Source organism: Pseudomonas sp. W2Aug9 (genome assembly GCF_023127755.1).
GTDB lineage: Bacteria > Pseudomonadota > Gammaproteobacteria > Pseudomonadales > Pseudomonadaceae > Aquipseudomonas > Aquipseudomonas synxantha_A.
In genome coordinates this window covers 79,899-97,193 of sequence record NZ_SPKL01000010.1, presented here as the reverse complement: position 1 = coordinate 97,193, position 17,295 = coordinate 79,899, and the positions used below count along the sequence as shown (strand labels likewise).

16 protein-coding genes are annotated in these 17,295 nt (G+C 59.9%); 6 read left to right on the top strand and 10 right to left on the bottom strand.

Annotation, left to right across the window (positions count from 1 at the left end):
* Positions 1-116: 116 nt before the first annotated feature.
* The 5 genes from E3O56_RS07365 (at position 117) to E3O56_RS07345 (ending at position 3,614) form a co-directional block, all read left to right on the top strand.
* Entirely contained in the window at positions 117-1,610 is a 1,494-nt protein-coding gene (locus tag E3O56_RS07365; protein WP_005784839.1) for an RNA polymerase factor sigma-54, read from the top strand.
* 75 nt (positions 1,611-1,685) lie between these two features.
* A complete protein-coding gene (gene raiA, locus E3O56_RS07360) occupies positions 1,686-1,991 on the top strand; it encodes a ribosome-associated translation inhibitor RaiA (RefSeq protein ID WP_003171804.1) in 306 nt (101 codons plus the stop codon).
* Between the two features lie 9 nt (positions 1,992-2,000).
* Positions 2,001-2,465: a PTS IIA-like nitrogen regulatory protein PtsN gene (ptsN, locus tag E3O56_RS07355; protein ID WP_032877784.1), complete on the top strand. Its 465-nt coding sequence runs from the start codon at positions 2,001-2,003 to the stop codon at positions 2,463-2,465.
* A 2-nt stretch (positions 2,466-2,467) separates the two neighbouring features.
* On the top strand, positions 2,468-3,325 hold the full coding sequence (gene rapZ, locus E3O56_RS07350) for an RNase adapter RapZ (protein WP_005784834.1): 858 nt from the start codon (positions 2,468-2,470) through the stop codon (positions 3,323-3,325).
* A gap of 16 nt (positions 3,326-3,341) precedes the next feature.
* Entirely contained in the window at positions 3,342-3,614 is a 273-nt protein-coding gene (locus E3O56_RS07345; RefSeq protein ID WP_032877786.1) for an HPr family phosphocarrier protein, read from the top strand.
* Between the two features lie 21 nt (positions 3,615-3,635).
* Here the strand turns inward: E3O56_RS07345 and E3O56_RS07340 are convergent, their stop codons facing one another.
* The 6 genes from E3O56_RS07340 to pmbA form a co-directional block, all read right to left on the bottom strand.
* Positions 3,636-4,529: a ZIP family metal transporter gene (locus E3O56_RS07340; protein WP_005784830.1), complete on the bottom strand. Its 894-nt coding sequence runs from the start codon at positions 4,527-4,529 to the stop codon at positions 3,636-3,638.
* Between the two features lie 32 nt (positions 4,530-4,561).
* A complete protein-coding gene (locus E3O56_RS07335) occupies positions 4,562-5,173 on the bottom strand; it encodes a superoxide dismutase (RefSeq protein WP_032877788.1) in 612 nt (203 codons plus the stop codon).
* A 1-nt stretch (position 5,174) separates the two neighbouring features.
* Positions 5,175-5,603 (bottom strand): hypothetical protein, encoded by a 429-nt coding sequence (locus E3O56_RS07330; RefSeq protein WP_005784824.1) that lies wholly within the window; start codon positions 5,601-5,603, stop codon positions 5,175-5,177.
* A gap of 27 nt (positions 5,604-5,630) precedes the next feature.
* The gene (locus E3O56_RS07325; protein ID WP_248128054.1) at positions 5,631-7,007 is read right to left on the bottom strand and encodes a class II fumarate hydratase; all 1,377 of its coding nucleotides are present in this window, start codon (positions 7,005-7,007) and stop codon (positions 5,631-5,633) included.
* Positions 7,000-7,395 carry a hypothetical protein gene (locus E3O56_RS07320; protein ID WP_032877790.1) on the bottom strand — a complete coding sequence of 132 codons (396 nt, stop codon included), beginning with the start codon at positions 7,393-7,395 and terminating at the stop codon, positions 7,000-7,002. The genes E3O56_RS07325 and E3O56_RS07320 overlap by 8 nt, the downstream gene beginning before the upstream one ends.
* Before the next feature lie 147 nt (positions 7,396-7,542).
* Positions 7,543-8,889, bottom strand: coding sequence for a metalloprotease PmbA (gene pmbA, locus E3O56_RS07315; protein WP_248128053.1), 1,347 nt, complete (start codon positions 8,887-8,889; stop codon positions 7,543-7,545).
* Positions 8,890-8,997: 108 nt separating this feature from the next.
* Between pmbA and yjgA the strand changes: the two genes are divergently transcribed.
* Positions 8,998-9,519 (top strand): ribosome biogenesis factor YjgA, encoded by a 522-nt coding sequence (gene yjgA / locus E3O56_RS07310; RefSeq protein WP_005784816.1) that lies wholly within the window; start codon positions 8,998-9,000, stop codon positions 9,517-9,519.
* 44 nt (positions 9,520-9,563) lie between these two features.
* On the opposite strand, the gene tldD is transcribed toward yjgA, so the two are convergent.
* From tldD to rng, 4 genes are all read right to left on the bottom strand, one after another.
* The gene (gene tldD / locus E3O56_RS07305; RefSeq protein WP_248128052.1) at positions 9,564-11,006 is read right to left on the bottom strand and encodes a metalloprotease TldD; all 1,443 of its coding nucleotides are present in this window, start codon (positions 11,004-11,006) and stop codon (positions 9,564-9,566) included.
* Positions 11,007-11,022: 16 nt separating this feature from the next.
* The gene (locus tag E3O56_RS07300) at positions 11,023-11,871 is read right to left on the bottom strand and encodes a carbon-nitrogen hydrolase family protein (RefSeq protein WP_248128051.1); all 849 of its coding nucleotides are present in this window, start codon (positions 11,869-11,871) and stop codon (positions 11,023-11,025) included.
* Between the two features lie 48 nt (positions 11,872-11,919).
* The gene (locus E3O56_RS07295) at positions 11,920-15,735 is read right to left on the bottom strand and encodes a YhdP family protein (RefSeq protein ID WP_248128050.1); all 3,816 of its coding nucleotides are present in this window, start codon (positions 15,733-15,735) and stop codon (positions 11,920-11,922) included.
* A 78-nt stretch (positions 15,736-15,813) separates the two neighbouring features.
* Positions 15,814-17,271: a ribonuclease G gene (rng, locus tag E3O56_RS07290; protein WP_046070915.1), complete on the bottom strand. Its 1,458-nt coding sequence runs from the start codon at positions 17,269-17,271 to the stop codon at positions 15,814-15,816.
* Between the last annotated feature and the right edge of the window lie 24 nt (positions 17,272-17,295).

Sequence of the window (17,295 nt, the reverse complement as noted above, 5' to 3'; positions counted from 1 at the left end):
TACCGCGCTCTAGGCAAAGGCCCTGATATCAGGCATATAATTTGCTTATGTTGGCGCTCACGCGCCCTGTCGTGGATGGCGCATTGCGCCGGCGAATAAGGTGTTAAGCCCCTGCCATGAAACCATCGCTAGTCCTGAGAATGGGCCAGCAGCTGACGATGACACCGCAGCTGCAACAGGCCATCCGCCTGCTCCAATTGTCGACCCTGGACCTGCAGCAGGAAATCCAGGAGGCCCTGGAGTCCAATCCGATGCTCGAACGCCAGGAAGAAGGCGACGACTTCGACAATGCCGACCCACTGGCCGACAACATCGAGCAAAAACCCAATCCCGACGTGCAGGAACCCTCCTACCAGGAAACCGCCCCTACGGTGGACAACCTGGAAGAAGGGGAATGGAACGAACGCATTCCCAACGAGCTTCCCGTGGATACCGCATGGGAAGACGTTTACCAGACCAGCGCCAGCAGCCTGCCGAGCAATGATGATGACGAGTGGGACTTCACCACCCGCACCTCGGCCGGCGAGAGCCTGCAGAGCCACTTGCTGTGGCAACTCAACCTGGCGCCGATGTCGGACACTGATCGCCTGATCGCAGTTACGCTCATCGATTGCATCAATAACCAGGGTTACCTGGACGAAACCCTCGACGAGATCCTCGAAGCCTTCGACCCGGAACTGGACATCGAGCTGGACGAAATCGAAGCCGTCCTGCACCGCATCCAGCAATTCGAGCCCGCCGGCATCGGCGCCCGCACGCTCAGCGAGTGCCTGTTGCTGCAACTGCGCCAGTTGCCTGCCAAGACGCCATGGCTCGCCGAGGCCCAGCGCCTGGTCAGCGACTACATCGATCTGCTGGGTAGCCGCGACTATAGCCAGTTGATGCGCCGCATGAAGCTCAAGGAAGACGACTTGCGCCAGGTCATCGAGTTGGTGCAAAGCCTCAACCCGCGCCCCGGTTCGCAGATTGAATCCAGCGAAGCCGAATACGTGGTTCCCGACGTGATCGTGCGCAAGGACAACGAGCGCTGGCTGGTGGAGTTGAACCAGGAATCGGTGCCACGGCTGCGGGTCAACCCGCAATACGCAGGTTTTGTGCGCCGCGCCGATACCAGCGCCGACAATACCTTCATGCGCAACCAGTTGCAGGAAGCGCGATGGTTCATCAAGAGCCTGCAAAGCCGCAACGAAACCCTGATGAAAGTCGCCACCCAGATCGTCGAGCACCAGCGCGGGTTCCTGGAATACGGGGACGAAGCCATGAAGCCTCTGGTGCTGCACGATATCGCCGAAGCGGTAGGCATGCATGAATCGACAATTTCCCGGGTAACCACGCAAAAATTCATGCATACCCCGCGCGGTATTTATGAGCTGAAATACTTTTTCTCCAGCCACGTCAGCACCTCCGAAGGCGGCGAATGCTCGTCCACGGCGATCCGCGCGATCATCAAAAAACTGGTTGCCGCGGAAAATCAGAAAAAGCCGTTGAGTGACAGCAAGATCGCTGGTTTACTGGAGGCACAAGGTATTCAGGTCGCCCGTCGAACCGTCGCCAAGTACCGTGAGTCCCTTGGGATCGCGCCTTCCAGCGAGCGTAAGCGGTTGATGTGACGGGCGGGCCACAGCGTTCCAGTGGTGGGTATTCCTGCCCACCGCTTTATGCACTGGCAACGAAGGAGAAGCTGTATGCAAGTCAACATCAGTGGACACCAACTAGAAGTCACCAAGCCCCTGCGTGAATACACCGAGAGCAAGCTGAACAAGCTTGCGGGGCATTTTGACAAGATCACCAACGTGCAGGTCATCATGGAGGTCGATAAGCTCAAGCAGAAAATCGAGGCCACCCTGCACGTACCGAATGCCAAGCTCGTCGCCAATGCGGAACACGAAGACATGTACGCGGCGATTGACTCGCTCTACGACAAGCTCGACCGCCAACTCATAAAGCATAAGGAAAAGAATCTGCACCTGATGCAAGGTACAGGTCGTTAACCCTCCCCCATGATCCAACTTCAAACCATCCTGACCCCCGGCCGCTCCCTTGTGAACGTGCCGGGCGGCAGTAAAAAGCGCGCCCTGGAACAAATTGCCAACCTGATCAGCAGCCAAGTGCCTGAGCTGGAGATGCAAGATGTTTTCGAGGCTCTGATTGCCCGTGAAAAACTCGGCTCCACCGGTTTTGGCAACGGCATCGCTATTCCTCACTGCCGTCTCGAAGGCTGCCAGACCCCGGTCAGCGCCTTGCTGCACCTGGAAAAACCCATCGACTTCGACGCCATCGACGGTGCTCCGGTTGACCTGCTGTTCGTGCTGCTGGTCCCGCAAGCCGCCACCGATGCGCACCTGGAACTGCTCCGGCAGATAGCCAGTATGCTCGACCGTAAGGAAGTACGTGACAAGTTGCGCAGTGCCAGCAGCAACGAGGCGCTGTATCAGGTCGTCCTGGATGAACAAAACGGGCAGTAATCATGCGTTTGATCATCGTCAGCGGCCGCTCCGGCTCAGGTAAAAGCACCGCCCTCAATGTGCTTGAGGACAACGGCTTCTATTGCATCGACAACCTGCCGGCCGGCCTGCTGCCGGAGTTGGCGGAGCGCGCCCTTATCCACACCGAGCTGGCGCAGCCGCTGGTCGCTGTGTCGATCGACGCCCGCAACCTGCCCAGCCACCTCTCGCGGTTCCCGGAACTGCTCGAAGAAGTGCGCGCCAAGCACATTCATTGCGATGTGCTGTACCTGGATGCCGATGAAGAAACCCTGCTCAAGCGTTTCTCCGAAACCCGTCGACGCCACCCGCTCAGCAGCGCCAACCGCTCCCTGGCCGAAGCCATTGAAGACGAGACCAAACTGCTGGGGCCGATCATTGATCTGGCCGACCTGAAGATCAACACCACCAGCCTGAACCTGTACCAGTTGCGTGACGCGATCAAGTTGCGCCTGCTGAATCAGCCCGAGCCGGGCACAGCGTTCCTGGTCGAGTCGTTTGGCTTCAAGCGTGGCATGCCGGTCGATGCCGACCTGGTGTTCGATGTGCGCTGCCTGCCCAACCCTTACTGGAAGCCGGAATTGCGCGATCAGTCGGGGCTGGATCAGCCCGTCGCCGACTACCTCGCCGCGCAGCCGGATGTGGAAGAGATGTTCCAGGACATCTCCAGCTACCTGCTTAAATGGTTGCCGCGTTTTGCCGCTAGCAATCGGGCGTATGTCACCATTGCCATTGGCTGCACGGGTGGCCATCACCGCTCGGTTTACCTGACTGAGCGGCTGGGCCAGGTGCTGCAACAAACCCTCAAGAATGTCCAGGTTCGCCACCGCGACCTAAGCTGAAAGGAACACCTGCGCGATGCCCGCTCTGGAAATTGAAATCATCAACAAGCTGGGCCTGCACGCCCGGGCGTCGGCAAAGTTCGTCGGCGTGGCCGGAAAGTTTCCCTGCCAGATCCGCGCCGGGCGCACACCGGAGTCCATGGTCGATGGCAAGAGCATCATGGCGATGATGATGCTGGCAGCCGGCAAGGGCACCACGATTCATCTGCACACTGCAGGCGAGCAAGAGCAGGAAGCGATGGCGGCGTTGGTTGAGCTGATCAACAACAAATTCGATGAAGGCGAATAACCGCCGATACGAGAGCTGGCTTCAGCCCAACGCCGTATCCATCACCATCATCAGGCAAAACCCGATACACAACCCCAGGCTGGCGAGCTTTTCGTGACCGTTGCGACGCGATTCGGGGATGACTTCATGGGTCACTACCAACAACATCGCACCGGCGGCCAGCGCCAGCCCCAACGGCAGCAACACCTCAGCCAGGCTCACCAGCCAGGCGCAGAGCACCGCAAATACCGGTTCAACCAATCCTGATGCGGCGCCGATCAGGAACGCCTTGATCCGCGACATCCCCGCCCCAGCCAATACCAGCGCGATCACCAAGCCCTCGGGTACATCCTGCAAGGCAATGCCCATGGCGAGACTGTCAGCATCCGCCATCCCTCCTCCCGCGGAGACGCCCACTGCCATGCCTTCGGGAATGTTGTGCGCAATGATGGCGAATACAAACAGCCAGATGCGCGGCGGGATCACCGGCTTATCCGGCGTCCCCACCAGCATCTCCGGGCTGGCGCCGGAGACCTTGCGATCCACCAGATACAACCCGAATGCGCCCAGCATGATGCCGAAGCTGATCAGCCCACCCGCACCCCACGGCGAAAGGCCCAGGCCTTCAGCCGCGGCGATACCCGGCACGACCAGGGAAAAAGCGGTCGCTGCGAGCATCACACCTGCACCGAAGCCCAGCAAGGTGTCGCTCAACGCTACCGGCATCCGCCGTATCACCAGGACCGGCACCGCGCCCAGCGCCGTGCCGAGCGCGCAAATCGCGCCGCCCTGCAACGCGCGCAGGATACGCGGCTCAAGGTCCAACCAGGCCAGCCCATGGGCAACCAGCAATGCAGTCCCTGCCAATAACAGCAGTGAACCGAACGCATAACGGAACATTCGCACGCTACTGATCGCCAGTGTTTCAGTGCCCATAGTCGCCCTTAGATCTTGTTTTAGAGTGAATGTCAGGCCAAGGCGGCCTGGTAGCGGGCAGCAACTTCCGGCCAGTTAATTACGCTGTAGAACGCATTGATGTATTCAGGGCGACGGTTCTGGTAACGCAAATAGTAGGCATGTTCCCAGACGTCCAGACCGAGGATTGGCGTGTTGCCGCTCATCAGCGGGCTGTCCTGGTTGCCGCTGCTTTCCACGACCAGCGTGTTTTGCGGGGTGACGCTCAACCAGGCCCAGCCACTGCCGAAGCGGGTCAGCGCAGCCTTGGTGAATGCCTCCTTGAAACTGTCAAAACCGCCCAATTGCTCATCGATAGCCTTGCCCAGCGTGCCTTCAGGTTTACCGCCCCCTGTAGGTGACATGACCGCCCAGAACAACGAATGGTTTGCATGGCCGCCTCCTTGATTGACCACGGCAACGCGTAATTTCTCCGGTAATTTCTGCACGCTGGACACCAGCTTCTCCACCGGCCAACCGGCGAATTCCGTGCCCTCCACGGCAGCATTCAGATTATTGATGTAAGTCTGGTGATGCTTGGTGTAGTGAATCTCCATGGTTTGCGCGTCGATATGCGGCTCAAGGGCGTCATAGGCGTAAGGCAGGGCCGGCAGGGTGTAAGTCATATCAATGTGCTCCATAGTGAGACGAGGTCGACTGCGGCGCAGCATCGCCCAGCAACCGGTGGGTGCGGGGGTACTCGCCGTGATCGCTGATGAAATTCAACAGCTCGACGTAGGTCTTGCTGCTCTGACGCAACGCCGCCTCGCGCAACTGCGGGTTAAGGCGCGGGTCCTGCATGGTCTGCAACAATCGCTGGTGAATGGCGCAGAGGTATTCCGCGCTTTCCTCAGGTTGATTCAGGCGCAAGTGCAGGTCCGCCAGGTTGTGATGAGAAATGACGCAGGCCGCCACTGCTTCGTCGGCATCCGCCCAGCGTTCGAACAACACTTGGGCCAGGGCCAGGGCTTGCAGATAGGCCTCGCGGGCATCCACCAGCTCGCCCGCCATAAAGCAGCGATTGGCCCGTTCGATCGTACGTTTCCAGTGCTCCATGGTGCGCCTCCAAAGCAGGGTGGTTAATTACACGCCGCCAGCCGTGAGCTTTTCCGGGTCCAGCAGGACTTCCAGTTGGCTGCGCGGCAGGTCGGTGTGCTCAAGGGCGACATCGATGACCGGGCGGCCTTGCTGGTAAGCCTTCTTGGCAATTTCAGCGGCCTTTTGATAACCAATGATTGGGTTTAGGGCGGTGACCAGAATCGGGTTGCGCGACAGTGCTTCTTTGAGCTTGGCTTCGTTGACCTTGAAGCTGGCAATGGCCTTGTCCGCCAGCAAACGACTGGAGTTGGCCAGCAACCCAAGGCTGCTGAGCAGGTTTTGGGCGACGATCGGCAACATCACGTTCAGCTCGAAGTTGCCCGATTGACCCGCAACTGTGATGACGGTGTCATTGCCGATGACCTGCGCGGCGACCATCGCCGTGGCTTCCGGGATCACAGGGTTGACTTTGCCGGGCATGATCGACGAGCCCGGCTGCAAGCCCTCCAGCTCGATTTCACCGAGGCCGGCCAAGGGGCCGGAGTTCATCCAGCGCAGGTCGTTGGCAATCTTCATCAGCGATACAGCCGTGGCCTTCAACTGGCCGGAAACTGCGACGGAAGTGTCCTGGGAGCCAATCAATGCAAAAAGGTCCTTGCCGGGCGTGAACTTCACCCCGGTCAAATGGCTCAGTTGCTGACTGAAACGCCCGGCAAATTCAGGATGCGCGTTGATCCCGGTGCCCACCGCTGTGCCGCCCTGGGCCAGTGCTTGCAAGGCCGGAAGCAGGTCCTGCAAGTGCCCGATATTGGCCTTGAGCTGCTGCGCCCAGCCATGGAGCACCTGGCTCATGCGCACCGGCATGGCGTCCATCAAGTGGGTACGGCCGGTCTTGATGAACGGATGCACCTCTTCAGCCTTCTGCTCGATCACCTGCACCAGGTGCAGCAGGGCTGGCAGCGTTTGCTCATGCAGTACCAAGGCGGCGCTGACGTGAATGGTGGTGGGGATAATGTCGTTGCTGCTTTGGCCGCAGTTGACGTGATCGTTAGGGTTGACCACCTCGCCAAGCAAACGACTGGCAAGGGTCGCAATCACTTCATTGGCGTTCATGTTGGAGCTGGTGCCGGAACCGGTCTGGAAGATATCCACCGGGAAGTGCTGCATGTAGTCACCTTCGAGCAAGCCTTGGGCGGCATCGACAATGGCCTTGCCCTGCCCTTCGCTGATCTGCTTGAGGTCGACGTTGACCTTGGCCGCGGCTGTCTTGGCCAGGATCAGGGCGCGGATGAATTGCGCCGGCATACGCTGATGGCTGATCGGGAAGTTGTTCATCGCTCGCTGGGTTTGCGCGCCATACAACGCGTCTTGCGGCACATGCAGTTCGCCCATGCTGTCGCGTTCGATACGGGTATTACTCATCATTAGATCCTTGCACCAAGTCAGAAACGGAAATCGAAGGCAGTAATTCACAGGTCGCCAACTGCCAGGCAAAGGTCTGCCAGCGCTTGAGGCGGCAGGCACACTGGGAGAGTTTTTCCAGGTCGCGCAGCGGGCGCCACGCTTGGTCCAGGCACATCGAACGCCAATGCCAGGGCAGCGCGATATCGCTGGCGGTGTCGATCAGCAGGCGGAATGAAGTTTCGGCGATCGTCCACGGATGGGTCGCGGTGCAACAGGCCAGGTATCGACCTTCATTGAGGTAATGTTCGATCAGGCGAGGTTCATTGGGATCGAGGCCACAGCGAATCTGGCGGCTCATCCAGCGCCAGCTTTCCAGATACGGATCCTCATGCAGGACAGAACTCATGATCCACACTCATTCGGTAATGATATTTATTATTAAATGATATTGAGAATCAAAACAAGAGTACCCGATTAATACCTCTGTGACATGGGCAATAAAAAAGGCGCGCCATCCTTGGGATGGCGCGCCTTTCCTTGAGTACCGGAGAGGTTAGCTACCGGCGACCGTCATCCGCTCGATCAGCACAGACCCCGTGCGGATATTGCTGCGCAACTCCAGATCATTACCCACAGCGACAATTTGCTTGAACATATCGCGCATGTTGCCGGCGATCGTCACTTCCTGGACGGCGAATTGAATTTCGCCATTTTCCACCCAGAAACCTGCCGCGCCCCGGGAGTAATCACCGGTGACCATATTCAGGCCCTGGCCCATCAACTCAGTCACCAGCAAGCCACGCCCCATGCGTCGCAGCAATGCAGCCTGGTCTTCGTCACCATGGGTCACGAACAGGTTATGCACGCCACCGGAGTTGGCGGTACTCGGCAGGCCAAGCTTGCGACCGGCATAGGTACCCAACACATACGAGACCAGCTCACCATTTTCGACAAACGGCTTGGCATAGGTCGCCAGGCCATCACCGTCGAACGACGAACTGCCCATCGCACGCATCAAATGCGGGCGCTCATCGATGGTCAACCACTCAGGAAACAGCTTTTGGCCGATTGCGCCTTCAAGGAATGACGATTTTCGATAGAGGTTGCCACCGGAAATCGCCCCCAGGAAGCTACCGAACAAACCACCGGCCAGTTCCGCAGAAAACAGCACCGGCACTTCGCACGTCGGCACCGGGCGCGCGCCCAGGCGACTGGCGGCACGCTGTGCAGCCCGTTGGCCAATGCTGACGGGGTCTGCCAGCAAATCACCCTGGCGGTTCACGTCGTACCAATAGTCACACTGCATCTGGCCGTTGGCTTCGGCGATCATCACGCAACTGAGGCTGTGACGCGTGGACGCATAACCGCCGATAAAACCATGGCTGTTGCCGTACACACGGCAGCCCTGGTGAGTGCTCAGCGTGGTGCCATCAGCATTCTTGATCCGAGGGTCGGTATCGAAAGCCGCCGCTTCGCAGATCAGCGCTTGTTCAATGGCTTGCTCCGGGGTGATGTCCCAGGCGTGGAACAGGTCGAAATCCTGCACGTCCCTGGCCATCAGCGCCTTGTCGGCCAGCCCCGAGCTTTCATCCTCGGAGGTGTGCTTGGCAATCGCCAACGCAGCGGCAACGGTCTCGCGAATCGCTTCAGGGCCGCTGGCCGAGGTGCTGGCCGAGCCTTTGCGCTGGCCTGCGTACAAGGTGATGCCGAACCCCTGGTCGCGGTTGAACTCGACCGTTTCCACTTCCCGCTGGCGCACCGAAGTCCTCAGCCCCTGCTCCAGCGACACCGCCACTTCACAGGCGCTGGCCCCCTGGCGCTTGGCCTCGGCGAGGATCTGCTCGACTTGTTCCTGCAGTGCCGGTAACGCTTGCGGACCGACGCTTTGGGCTGCACTCATGGTTTTCTCCACTCAAATTCTGCTTTCGGTTAAGGCCATCGAGCGACCGGGCCGGACAAGCGGCCCCCGACTGGTTATCATGGCGGCGTTTCTTTGCGGACTGCCACCATGGTTGATTCTTACGACGACTCCCTCGATGGGGAGAAAAGCAAAACCCAGGTCAAACGCGAGCTGCATGCTCTGGTTGACCTCGGCGAGCGCCTTACAACGCTCAAAAAAGATTTGATTGCCAAACTGCCATTGACCGACGAAATGCGCCGGGCCCTGGCTGATGCGCCCAAGCACACCGCGAATATCGCGCGCAAACGGCACATCTCGTTTATCGGCAAACTGATGCGCGATCAGGACATTGACGCCATTCTGACCTTGCTTGATCAAACCGATGCCTCCACTCGCCAGTACAACGAACGCTTCCATAACCTGGAACGTTGGCGTGACCGCCTGATCGCGGGCGATGACGCCGTGCTGGAGAAATTCGTGATGGACTACCCGGATGCGGACCGCCAGCAATTGCGCTCCCTGATCCGTCAGGCCCAGCACGAGCAGGCGCACAACAAAGCGCCGGCCACCAGCCGTAAAATCTTCAAGTACATCCGTGAGCTGGACGAGACTCAACGCGGCCTGCGCTGATCCTCTTCCACGGGTGGCGATCTTCGCCACCCGAAGCTCCGTCCTTACGACCCCGTGCCACCCACGGTGATCGCATCAATTTTCAGGGTTGGCTGCCCCACGCCTACCGGCACTGACTGCCCATCCTTCCCGCATGTGCCCACGCCGCTGTCCAGCGACAGGTCGTTACCGACCATCGACACCTTGCTCATGGCCTCCGGCCCGTTACCAATCAAGGTCGCCCCTTTGACCGGCGCGGTAATCTTGCCGTCTTCGATCAGGTACGCCTCGCTGGTGGAGAACACGAACTTGCCACTGGTGATGTCGACCTGGCCACCGCCCAGATTGGCGCAATAGATGCCGCGTTTCACCGAGGCGATGATTTCCGCCGGATCGCTTTCGCCACCGAGCATGTAGGTATTGGTCATGCGTGGCATCGGCAAATGCGCGTAGGACTCACGACGGCCGTTACCGGTGCGCGCCACGCCCATCAGGCGAGCGTTGAGCTTGTCTTGCATATAGCCCTTGAGCACGCCGTTTTCGATCAGGGTGGTGCATTCGGTCGGTGTGCCTTCGTCATCGACGCTCAGCGAACCACGGCGCCCGGCCAGCGTGCCGTCGTCCACGATGGTGCAGAGCTTGGACGTAACCATCTCACCCATTCGCCCGCTGTAGGCCGAACTGCCCTTGCGGTTGAAGTCCCCTTCCAGGCCATGACCGACCGCTTCGTGCAACAGCACGCCGGACCAACCCGAGCCCAGCACCACCGGCAAGGTACCCGCCGGTGCAGGGATGGCTTCGAGGTTGACCAGCGCCTGGCGCAGCGCTTCACGGGCATAACCCATGGCACGGTCATCGGTGAGGAAATAGCGGTAGTCGGTACGCCCGCCGCCGCCATGGCCACCGCGTTCGCGGCGACCGTTCTGTTCAACGATCACACTCACATTGAAACGCACCAGCGGCCGCACATCCGCCGCCAGGCCGCCATCGGCGGACGCCACGAGGATGCGCTCCCACACACCGGCCATGCTTACGGTAACCTGCTGGATACGGGGATCCAAGGCACGAGTAGCGGCGTCGATACGTTTCAGCAGCTCGACTTTTTCCGCACGGCTGATCACTTCCAGGGGGTTATCCGGCGCATACAACTGAGCCACATCCTGGGTGCTGAACGCCTGCACCGTACCATTTTGTCCAGCGCGGGAGATCGAGCGCGCAGCACGTGCTGCCAGGCCCAGCGCCTCCAGGGTGATCGCATTGCTGTAGGCAAAACCCGTTTTTTCACCAGACTGGGCACGCACGCCCACTCCCTGGTCGAGGTTGAAACTGCCTTCCTTGACGATGCCGTCTTCCAGGGCCCAGGACTCGGAAATCTGCCCCTGGAAATACAGGTCAGCCGCGTCAATGCCTGGCCCGGCGAGATCGCCCAGCACGGTTTGCAAACTTTCGATGGTCACGCCACCGGGTGCCAGGAGGTGTTCACTGACTGAGGACAACAACTCGCTCATAGGTTTGGCCTTAAATTCATCGTTCTGAAGCAGGCCGCTGCGCGCCCTGCGAGAAAAAGCGCCGGTGGTTCGCCACCGGCATGCGCGTCCGTATCAACGCTTGTTCACCGCTATCGCGTTCGGCCAGTAGCACCGCTTCGCCTTGATCCTGTTGCGCCAGCACCCGCCCCCAAGGGTCGATGATTGCCGCGTGGCCAAAGGTTTCCCGTGGGCCTGGGTGCACACCGCCTTGAGCCGCTGCCAGCAGGTAGCACTGGGTTTCAATGGCCCGCGCCCGAATCAGCACATCCCAATGGGCGGCCCCAGTCACCGCCGTAAAGGCCGAGGGCGCGGTAATCAATTCAGCCCCCGCAGCGCGTAATTCGCTGTACAGCTCGGGAAAGCGCAAGTCATAGCACACCGTCAGCCCCACGCGGCCCACTGGCGTATCCGCCACCACTACATTGCTTCCAAAAGCATAGTCGTCGGATTCGCGATAGCGACCGCGAGCATCCGCTACGTCCACATCAAACAAGTGGAGCTTGTCATAGCGAGCGACGATTTCACCCTGATCATTGATCAGCAGCGAGCAAGCGTTGGCCTTGGCGTGGGGATGGTCCCTGGGCGGCAGCGGCAACGTGCCGGCCACTATCCATAAGGTGAGGTCGCGGGCAGCCTGTTTCAACCATGGCAGGATCGGGCCTTCACCGAATGCTTCGGCGCGGCCAATGTCGGCCACGTCACGGCGTCCCATGGCGGCGAAGTTCTCCGGCAAAACCGCGAGTTTCGCGCCGTTTGCCGCCGCCTGCTCCAGCAGGCGGCGTGCCTGGGCGAGGTTGGCCAGCACGTCGCTCTGGCTGACCATTTGGATTACTGCAAAGGACATGGGCCGACACTCCAGACAGGGCATGGGGCCATGCTACTCCACAGGCTCTCAGTTTGGCTTTTCAAATGGCTTGTCGAAGGTGATTTTCGGATCCTTCCAAGGGCCTTGCACCTTGTACTGCACACTGGCAAAGCGCGAAACCCGATCACCGATCAGCTTGTCGATCAGGAACAACGCACCACCAATGGCAGGCGCACCGACAATCAGCGCCGCGATGGGCAGGTTGTTGGTCACCGGCAACGTGACCAGCAGCTTGGCGTCGACGCGATCGGCGACCAGATCCAGGGTGCCGTTAAGCTCAAGATTGGTCGAGGGCCCGGTCATGGTGATGGGCTCACGGGTCACGAACACACCATTACTGGCAGCCAGCAAGCCCTTGACTCGGTCATAGCTCAAGCCTTTGCCAAACAGGTCGGAAAAGTCCAAACGCAAACGCCGGCCAATGGAGTTGAAGTTAAGCAGGCCAAACACCCGCAATGCCTGGGCGCCCCCTTCCACTTCAACGAACTGACCTTTACGGAATGCCGCATCCAGGCTGCCGGAAAAGCGCTTGGGCCCAACCCAGGCCGGCGAGCCCGGCCAACGGCCATCCACGTCCAGATGGAAATCCTCACTGGTCACCGTAGGCGCAAAACCCCAGCCCTTGAGCACATCGGCGATATTTCTGCCATCGAGGCGGCCCTTGTACCAACTGCTGCTGGCGCCCGGCGCGCCTTCCCAGCCACCGGCGCCCTTGAGCAGCATCCCCTTGAGGCCCAGGTCCAGGTTATTGAAGGCCAGGCCCTTGGCGGTCGGACGAATCCGCAGCGACCATGCCCCTATCAGATCGGGGCCCTGGAACAGCTGGTCAATGGCGATGTCCAGTGCCGGGATGCTTTTGGGGTCGATATCGGCCAGCGGGTCCGGTGCGTTTTCGTCGGCCTGGGCTGTCGGGTCCACTGCGGGCAATTTGACGTACTTGAGGTTGATCGCAATCGGCGCGCCCTTGGCATCGGGCAGGTTCACCGTGCCCTTGGCTTGCTGGCTGTCGAGCTGCAGGCCCCAGGCAGCCGGCTTGCGATCAAGCTGCAACTTGACCTGGTCAAACTGGGTACCAAATCCGGTCAGCTTGCCTACCCTGAAGTCGGCGCCACTGAGCAGTTGCTTGGCATTGCCACCTGGGTCGTTACCCGCGTAGCGGTCCACGAGCTTTTTCCAGGGATCGATATCCAGTTCCGACAGCACGCCACGAATGCGCAAGCCCTTGGCCCCGGGCAACAGCGCGTCACCGTCACCCAGGAACAATTCGCCACGGCCGTTATTGAAGTTGTCCGGCGGCGCCGCAAAGGTGAAATTCGCCAGCTCGCCGTAATCAAACCAGTAACGTCGCTCAGCGCGCTGCAACGTCATGCGAAAGGTGCTGTCACGTCCCTGGCTGGCCGGCATGCCGAACGGCGCCGGTAGATCCACCGCAACACCCTTGAGGTTGGAGTTGACCATCAACTGACTGTCCGCACCGTCCAGAATAACCTGCAACTGGTAAGGAATATCGCCGGATACCGGCAACGGCTGACTGACGTTCAGCCAATCCGTAAGACGTTTGACCGCCACCTGCCCCTTGGCAGTCACGCGAGTGCTGATATTGCCCGGCTTGCCCTCGGCGAAGATCTGCGCAGTGATAGGTTGCTCGAATGCCTGGGCCGAGATGTTCTGACCGCTCAGGCCCTTGGCGCTATCGAAGCGAAAATCACCCTTGAGCTGGGTGAGGTCCAAGGGCGGCTCAGCCAATTGCAGGAGTGCCTTGTCGGTCTTGAAGTCCACCACGATCTTGGGCTCGGTGCCCTTGGCCAGGGGAACGTCGAGGTCCAGGCTACCTTGCAGGTCACCCTCGCCTTTCCAGCCGGCGAACGTGGACGCGGTACCGATGGGCGCTTCCTGAAGAATTTTCAGGCCATCACCCAAGCCACCGGAAAACCCGCCGGTGAGCAGCAGATGACTGTCCTTGCCGGCCGGTGCGTGGGGAATATTGACGTACACATCCTTGACCCGGGTGTCGAGCAACTGTCCCTTGCTTGCCAGGATGCGCACGCCGCTTTCCTCGACGAACACTTCACCATTGACCTTGTTCACATGGGGCCAACCCGGCTGGAAGGCCAGTTCGGCATCATGCACCTTGAAGAACAGGCTGATATTGCGCGACGCCGGCAGGGCGTTGTGGCTCAGCGAACCCTGGTACTGGAAGAAGCCCTCATCCACTGCACCTTTGAGAATCGCGGTACGCAGCCACTCATCCAGCGCCGGGCTCAACACGGCCGGCAAGTATTTGGGGGTAAAACGGCCATCGCCATCGACCATGCCGACCCGCAGGTCCATGTAGTCTTCCTGGCTATGATCGAAATGCAGGCGAATCAGGAAGTCCGCCGCGACCTTGCCCTCTTCGCCCAGCACCTTGATATACGGGGCGATCAGAGTGAAACCCTGTTTGTCGAGCTTCCAGGTCAGGCGTGCATTGGCCTGGATGTACTGCCAGGGCTTGGCGAAGATGGGAAACAGATGCAGGGAAAAATCCTTGCTGTCCATGCGCAGTTCACCATGGCCCAGGTCGCCACTGATGCTGCCGGACACATTACGCGCGGCCGGCGCACCGAAATACGCGTCGAAACCGACACGCTCAAGGTTCGCGGCAAAGCTGACTTTCTGGTCGGTGGCGTCCTGAGGGCGGAAATCCACCAGCACATTACGCAACAGGCCAGTGGCCTTGAGATGCTCGACGGTCTTGGCGAAACCTTCGGGCAACGGCGCCAAGGCATTGAGCAGCGGCGTGATCGGCGTCAGGTCAAGACGATCGGCCTGCAACTTCCACACTTCCTGTTCTTTATCGGTCGCCAGGTTTTGCTGCAATTGAATGCGCGACTCCCAGCGGGTGTCGCCAATGTTCATTGCCAGCGAATCGAACAGCACTTCAAGGCCACTATCACTGCGTTGCAGGTAGGCCGTCAGCGCCAGATTCTCCAGATGCACGGGCTTGCGGTCGGCGTAGCTGCCCTTCACTTGCGGCGAGTTGAGGCGAACAGCAGCGCTTTGCACGGTGCCTTTGGCCCAACTGAGCCAAAACTCACCGCCGGCTTTGAACCGCGTGAGTTTCCATTGCTGGGTTAGCCGGGCGGGAATCCATTTGGCCCAGTCGCTTTGCGGCAGGCTCAGGTAGGCGTCGATCTCTGCGTCCTTCCACTGGCTGGCGCGAATACGGCTACGCAGGCTGACAGCAAGCGGCTGGCCATCAGGCAAGGTCAGCCGTGCATCCAGACGCTGATGGCTCATGCCGGTATGCAGGCTCAGGCCTACATAGGTCACGGTCACCGGCGCCTGATCGAAGGGCTGCAAGGTAACCTGACTGTCCAGCACCGACACGCGCTTGACCATTTGCATGCGCGTCAGCAACTGTTGCGGGTCCAGCCGCTGGTCGTCCTGAACCGGCAAGCCTTGCAGCGTCCAGCGGCCGTCCTTGTCTTCCTTGACGCTCAATTGCAGGCCGCTGACTTGAAGGTGGGCGATGCGCACTTCACGGGCCAACAGGCTGGCCCACATATCCGGTACCACTTCCACCTGGTCCAGGCGCAAGGCACTGCTGCCCTCGCCGACCATCACATCGTGAGCCAGCAATACCGGAGCAAACCCGCTCCAGCGGCCTTCAAGGCTGCCGATATGCAGCGGTGTATCCACTGCAGCCTGGGCCTTGGCTTCGATTTCGGCGCGATATTCGGCGACCAATGGGGTCAATTCACGCCCCAGGCTTACGTACACCGCCGCCAATACCAGCAGCAACGCACACAGGCCCAAGCCCCAGCGGGTCAAAGCGGCAAAAAAGCGTATCAGACGCTCCATGTCAGGCGACCCTCAAAAAACAGTTGGCGGACGGCAGATCAAGGTCCGCCGGTCTCGAATAAGGCAAGCAATTGGGGATCAGAGCAGCACCACGTCGTATTGTTCCTGGGAATACATGGTTTCGACCTGGAAGCGAATCGTGCGACCGATAAAGCTCTCCAGCTCCGCGACGTTCCCCGACTCTTCGTCCAGCAGGCGATCGACCACTTTCTGGTTGGCAAGCACTCTATAACCCTCGGCCTGATAGGCACGTGCCTCACGCAGGATTTCGCGGAAAATTTCGTAGCAAACGGTTTCCGGGGTTTTCAATTTACCCCGCCCCTGGCAACTGCTGCACGGCTCGCACAGCACCTGCTCCAGGCTTTCGCGGGTGCGCTTGCGAGTCATCTGCACCAGGCCCAGCTCGGTGATGCCGATGATGTTGGTCTTGGCGTGATCGCGCTCCAGCTGCTTTTCGAGGGTGCGCAATACCTGGCGCTGGTGCTCCTCATCTTCCATGTCGATGAAGTCGATGATGATGATGCCACCGAGGTTGCGCAGGCGCAGTTGGCGAGCGATCGCCGTGGCGGCTTCCAGGTTGGTCTTGAAAATGGTCTCTTCGAGGTTGCGATGGCCCACAAATGCGCCAGTGTTGACGTCAATGGTGGTCATGGCTTCGGCCGGGTCCACCACCAGGTAGCCGCCGGACTTGAGCGGCACCTTGCGCTCCAGGGCTTTCTGGATTTCGTCTTCAACGCCATACAGGTCGAAGATCGGCCGCTCGCCGGGGTAGTGCTCCAGGCGGTCGGCAATTTCCGGCATGAGCTCGGCAACAAATTGCGTGGTGCGCTGGAAGGTTTCCCGCGAGTCGATACGGATTTTCTCAATTTTCGGGCTGACCAGGTCACGCAGTGTACGCAGCGCCAGGCCCAGGTCTTCATAGATGACGCTGGGCGCGCCAATGGTCTTGATCTGTGCGTCGATCTGGTCCCACAGGCGCCGCAGGTAGCGGATATCCATAAGGATCTCATCGGCGCCTGCGCCTTCGGCGGCGGTACGCAGGATAAACCCGCCCGCTTCCTTGATGCCCTCGGCAGCCACGCAGTCGCTGACCACCTTTTTCAGGCGGTCACGCTCGGCTTCGTCTTCGATCTTCAGGGAAATGCCGACATGGGCAGTGCGCGGCATGTACACCAGGTAGCGCGAGGGAATCGACAACTGGGTGGTCAAGCGTGCGCCCTTGGAGCCGATAGGGTCCTTGGTGACTTGCACCACCAGACTCTGCCCTTCGTGCACCAGGGCGCTGATGCTTTCCACCGCAGGGCCTTCGCGCAGGGAAATTTCCGAAGCGTGGATAAACGCAGCACGGTCCAGGCCGATATCGACAAATGCTGCCTGCATACCTGGCAGCACGCGCACCACCTTGCCTTTGTAGATATTGCCGACGATCCCACGCTTCTGGGTGCGCTCGACATGCACTTCTTGCAGAACACCGTTCTCTACCACCGCCACGCGCGATTCCATCGGCGTGATATTGATCAGAATCTCTTCACTCATGGCTGGGTCTCGTTCAGGCGTTTT

Excerpts from the sequence above, each read along its gene's own strand:
- E3O56_RS07365 (WP_005784839.1), top strand. The coding sequence starts at position 117 with ATGAAACCATCGCTAGTCCTGAGAATGGGCCAGCAGCTGACGATGACA.
- pmbA (WP_248128053.1), bottom strand. The coding sequence starts at position 8,889 with ATGAGTGCAGCCCAAAGCGTCGGTCCGCAAGCGTTACCGGCACTGCAG.
- E3O56_RS07330 (WP_005784824.1), bottom strand. The coding sequence starts at position 5,603 with ATGGAGCACTGGAAACGTACGATCGAACGGGCCAATCGCTGCTTTATG.
- ptsN (WP_032877784.1), top strand. The coding sequence starts at position 2,001 with ATGATCCAACTTCAAACCATCCTGACCCCCGGCCGCTCCCTTGTGAAC.
- E3O56_RS07340 (WP_005784830.1), bottom strand. The coding sequence starts at position 4,529 with ATGGGCACTGAAACACTGGCGATCAGTAGCGTGCGAATGTTCCGTTAT.
- E3O56_RS07325 (WP_248128054.1), bottom strand. The coding sequence starts at position 7,007 with ATGAGTAATACCCGTATCGAACGCGACAGCATGGGCGAACTGCATGTG.
- raiA (WP_003171804.1), top strand. The coding sequence starts at position 1,686 with ATGCAAGTCAACATCAGTGGACACCAACTAGAAGTCACCAAGCCCCTG.
- E3O56_RS07320 (WP_032877790.1), bottom strand. The coding sequence starts at position 7,395 with ATGAGTTCTGTCCTGCATGAGGATCCGTATCTGGAAAGCTGGCGCTGG.
- rapZ (WP_005784834.1), top strand. The coding sequence starts at position 2,468 with ATGCGTTTGATCATCGTCAGCGGCCGCTCCGGCTCAGGTAAAAGCACC.
- E3O56_RS07300 (WP_248128051.1), bottom strand. The coding sequence starts at position 11,871 with ATGTCCTTTGCAGTAATCCAAATGGTCAGCCAGAGCGACGTGCTGGCC.
- tldD (WP_248128052.1), bottom strand. The coding sequence starts at position 11,006 with ATGAGCGAGTTGTTGTCCTCAGTCAGTGAACACCTCCTGGCACCCGGT.
- rng (WP_046070915.1), bottom strand. The coding sequence starts at position 17,271 with ATGAGTGAAGAGATTCTGATCAATATCACGCCGATGGAATCGCGCGTG.
- yjgA (WP_005784816.1), top strand. The coding sequence starts at position 8,998 with ATGGTTGATTCTTACGACGACTCCCTCGATGGGGAGAAAAGCAAAACC.
- E3O56_RS07335 (WP_032877788.1), bottom strand. The coding sequence starts at position 5,173 with ATGACTTACACCCTGCCGGCCCTGCCTTACGCCTATGACGCCCTTGAG.
- E3O56_RS07345 (WP_032877786.1), top strand. The coding sequence starts at position 3,342 with ATGCCCGCTCTGGAAATTGAAATCATCAACAAGCTGGGCCTGCACGCC.
- E3O56_RS07295 (WP_248128050.1), bottom strand. The coding sequence starts at position 15,735 with ATGGAGCGTCTGATACGCTTTTTTGCCGCTTTGACCCGCTGGGGCTTG.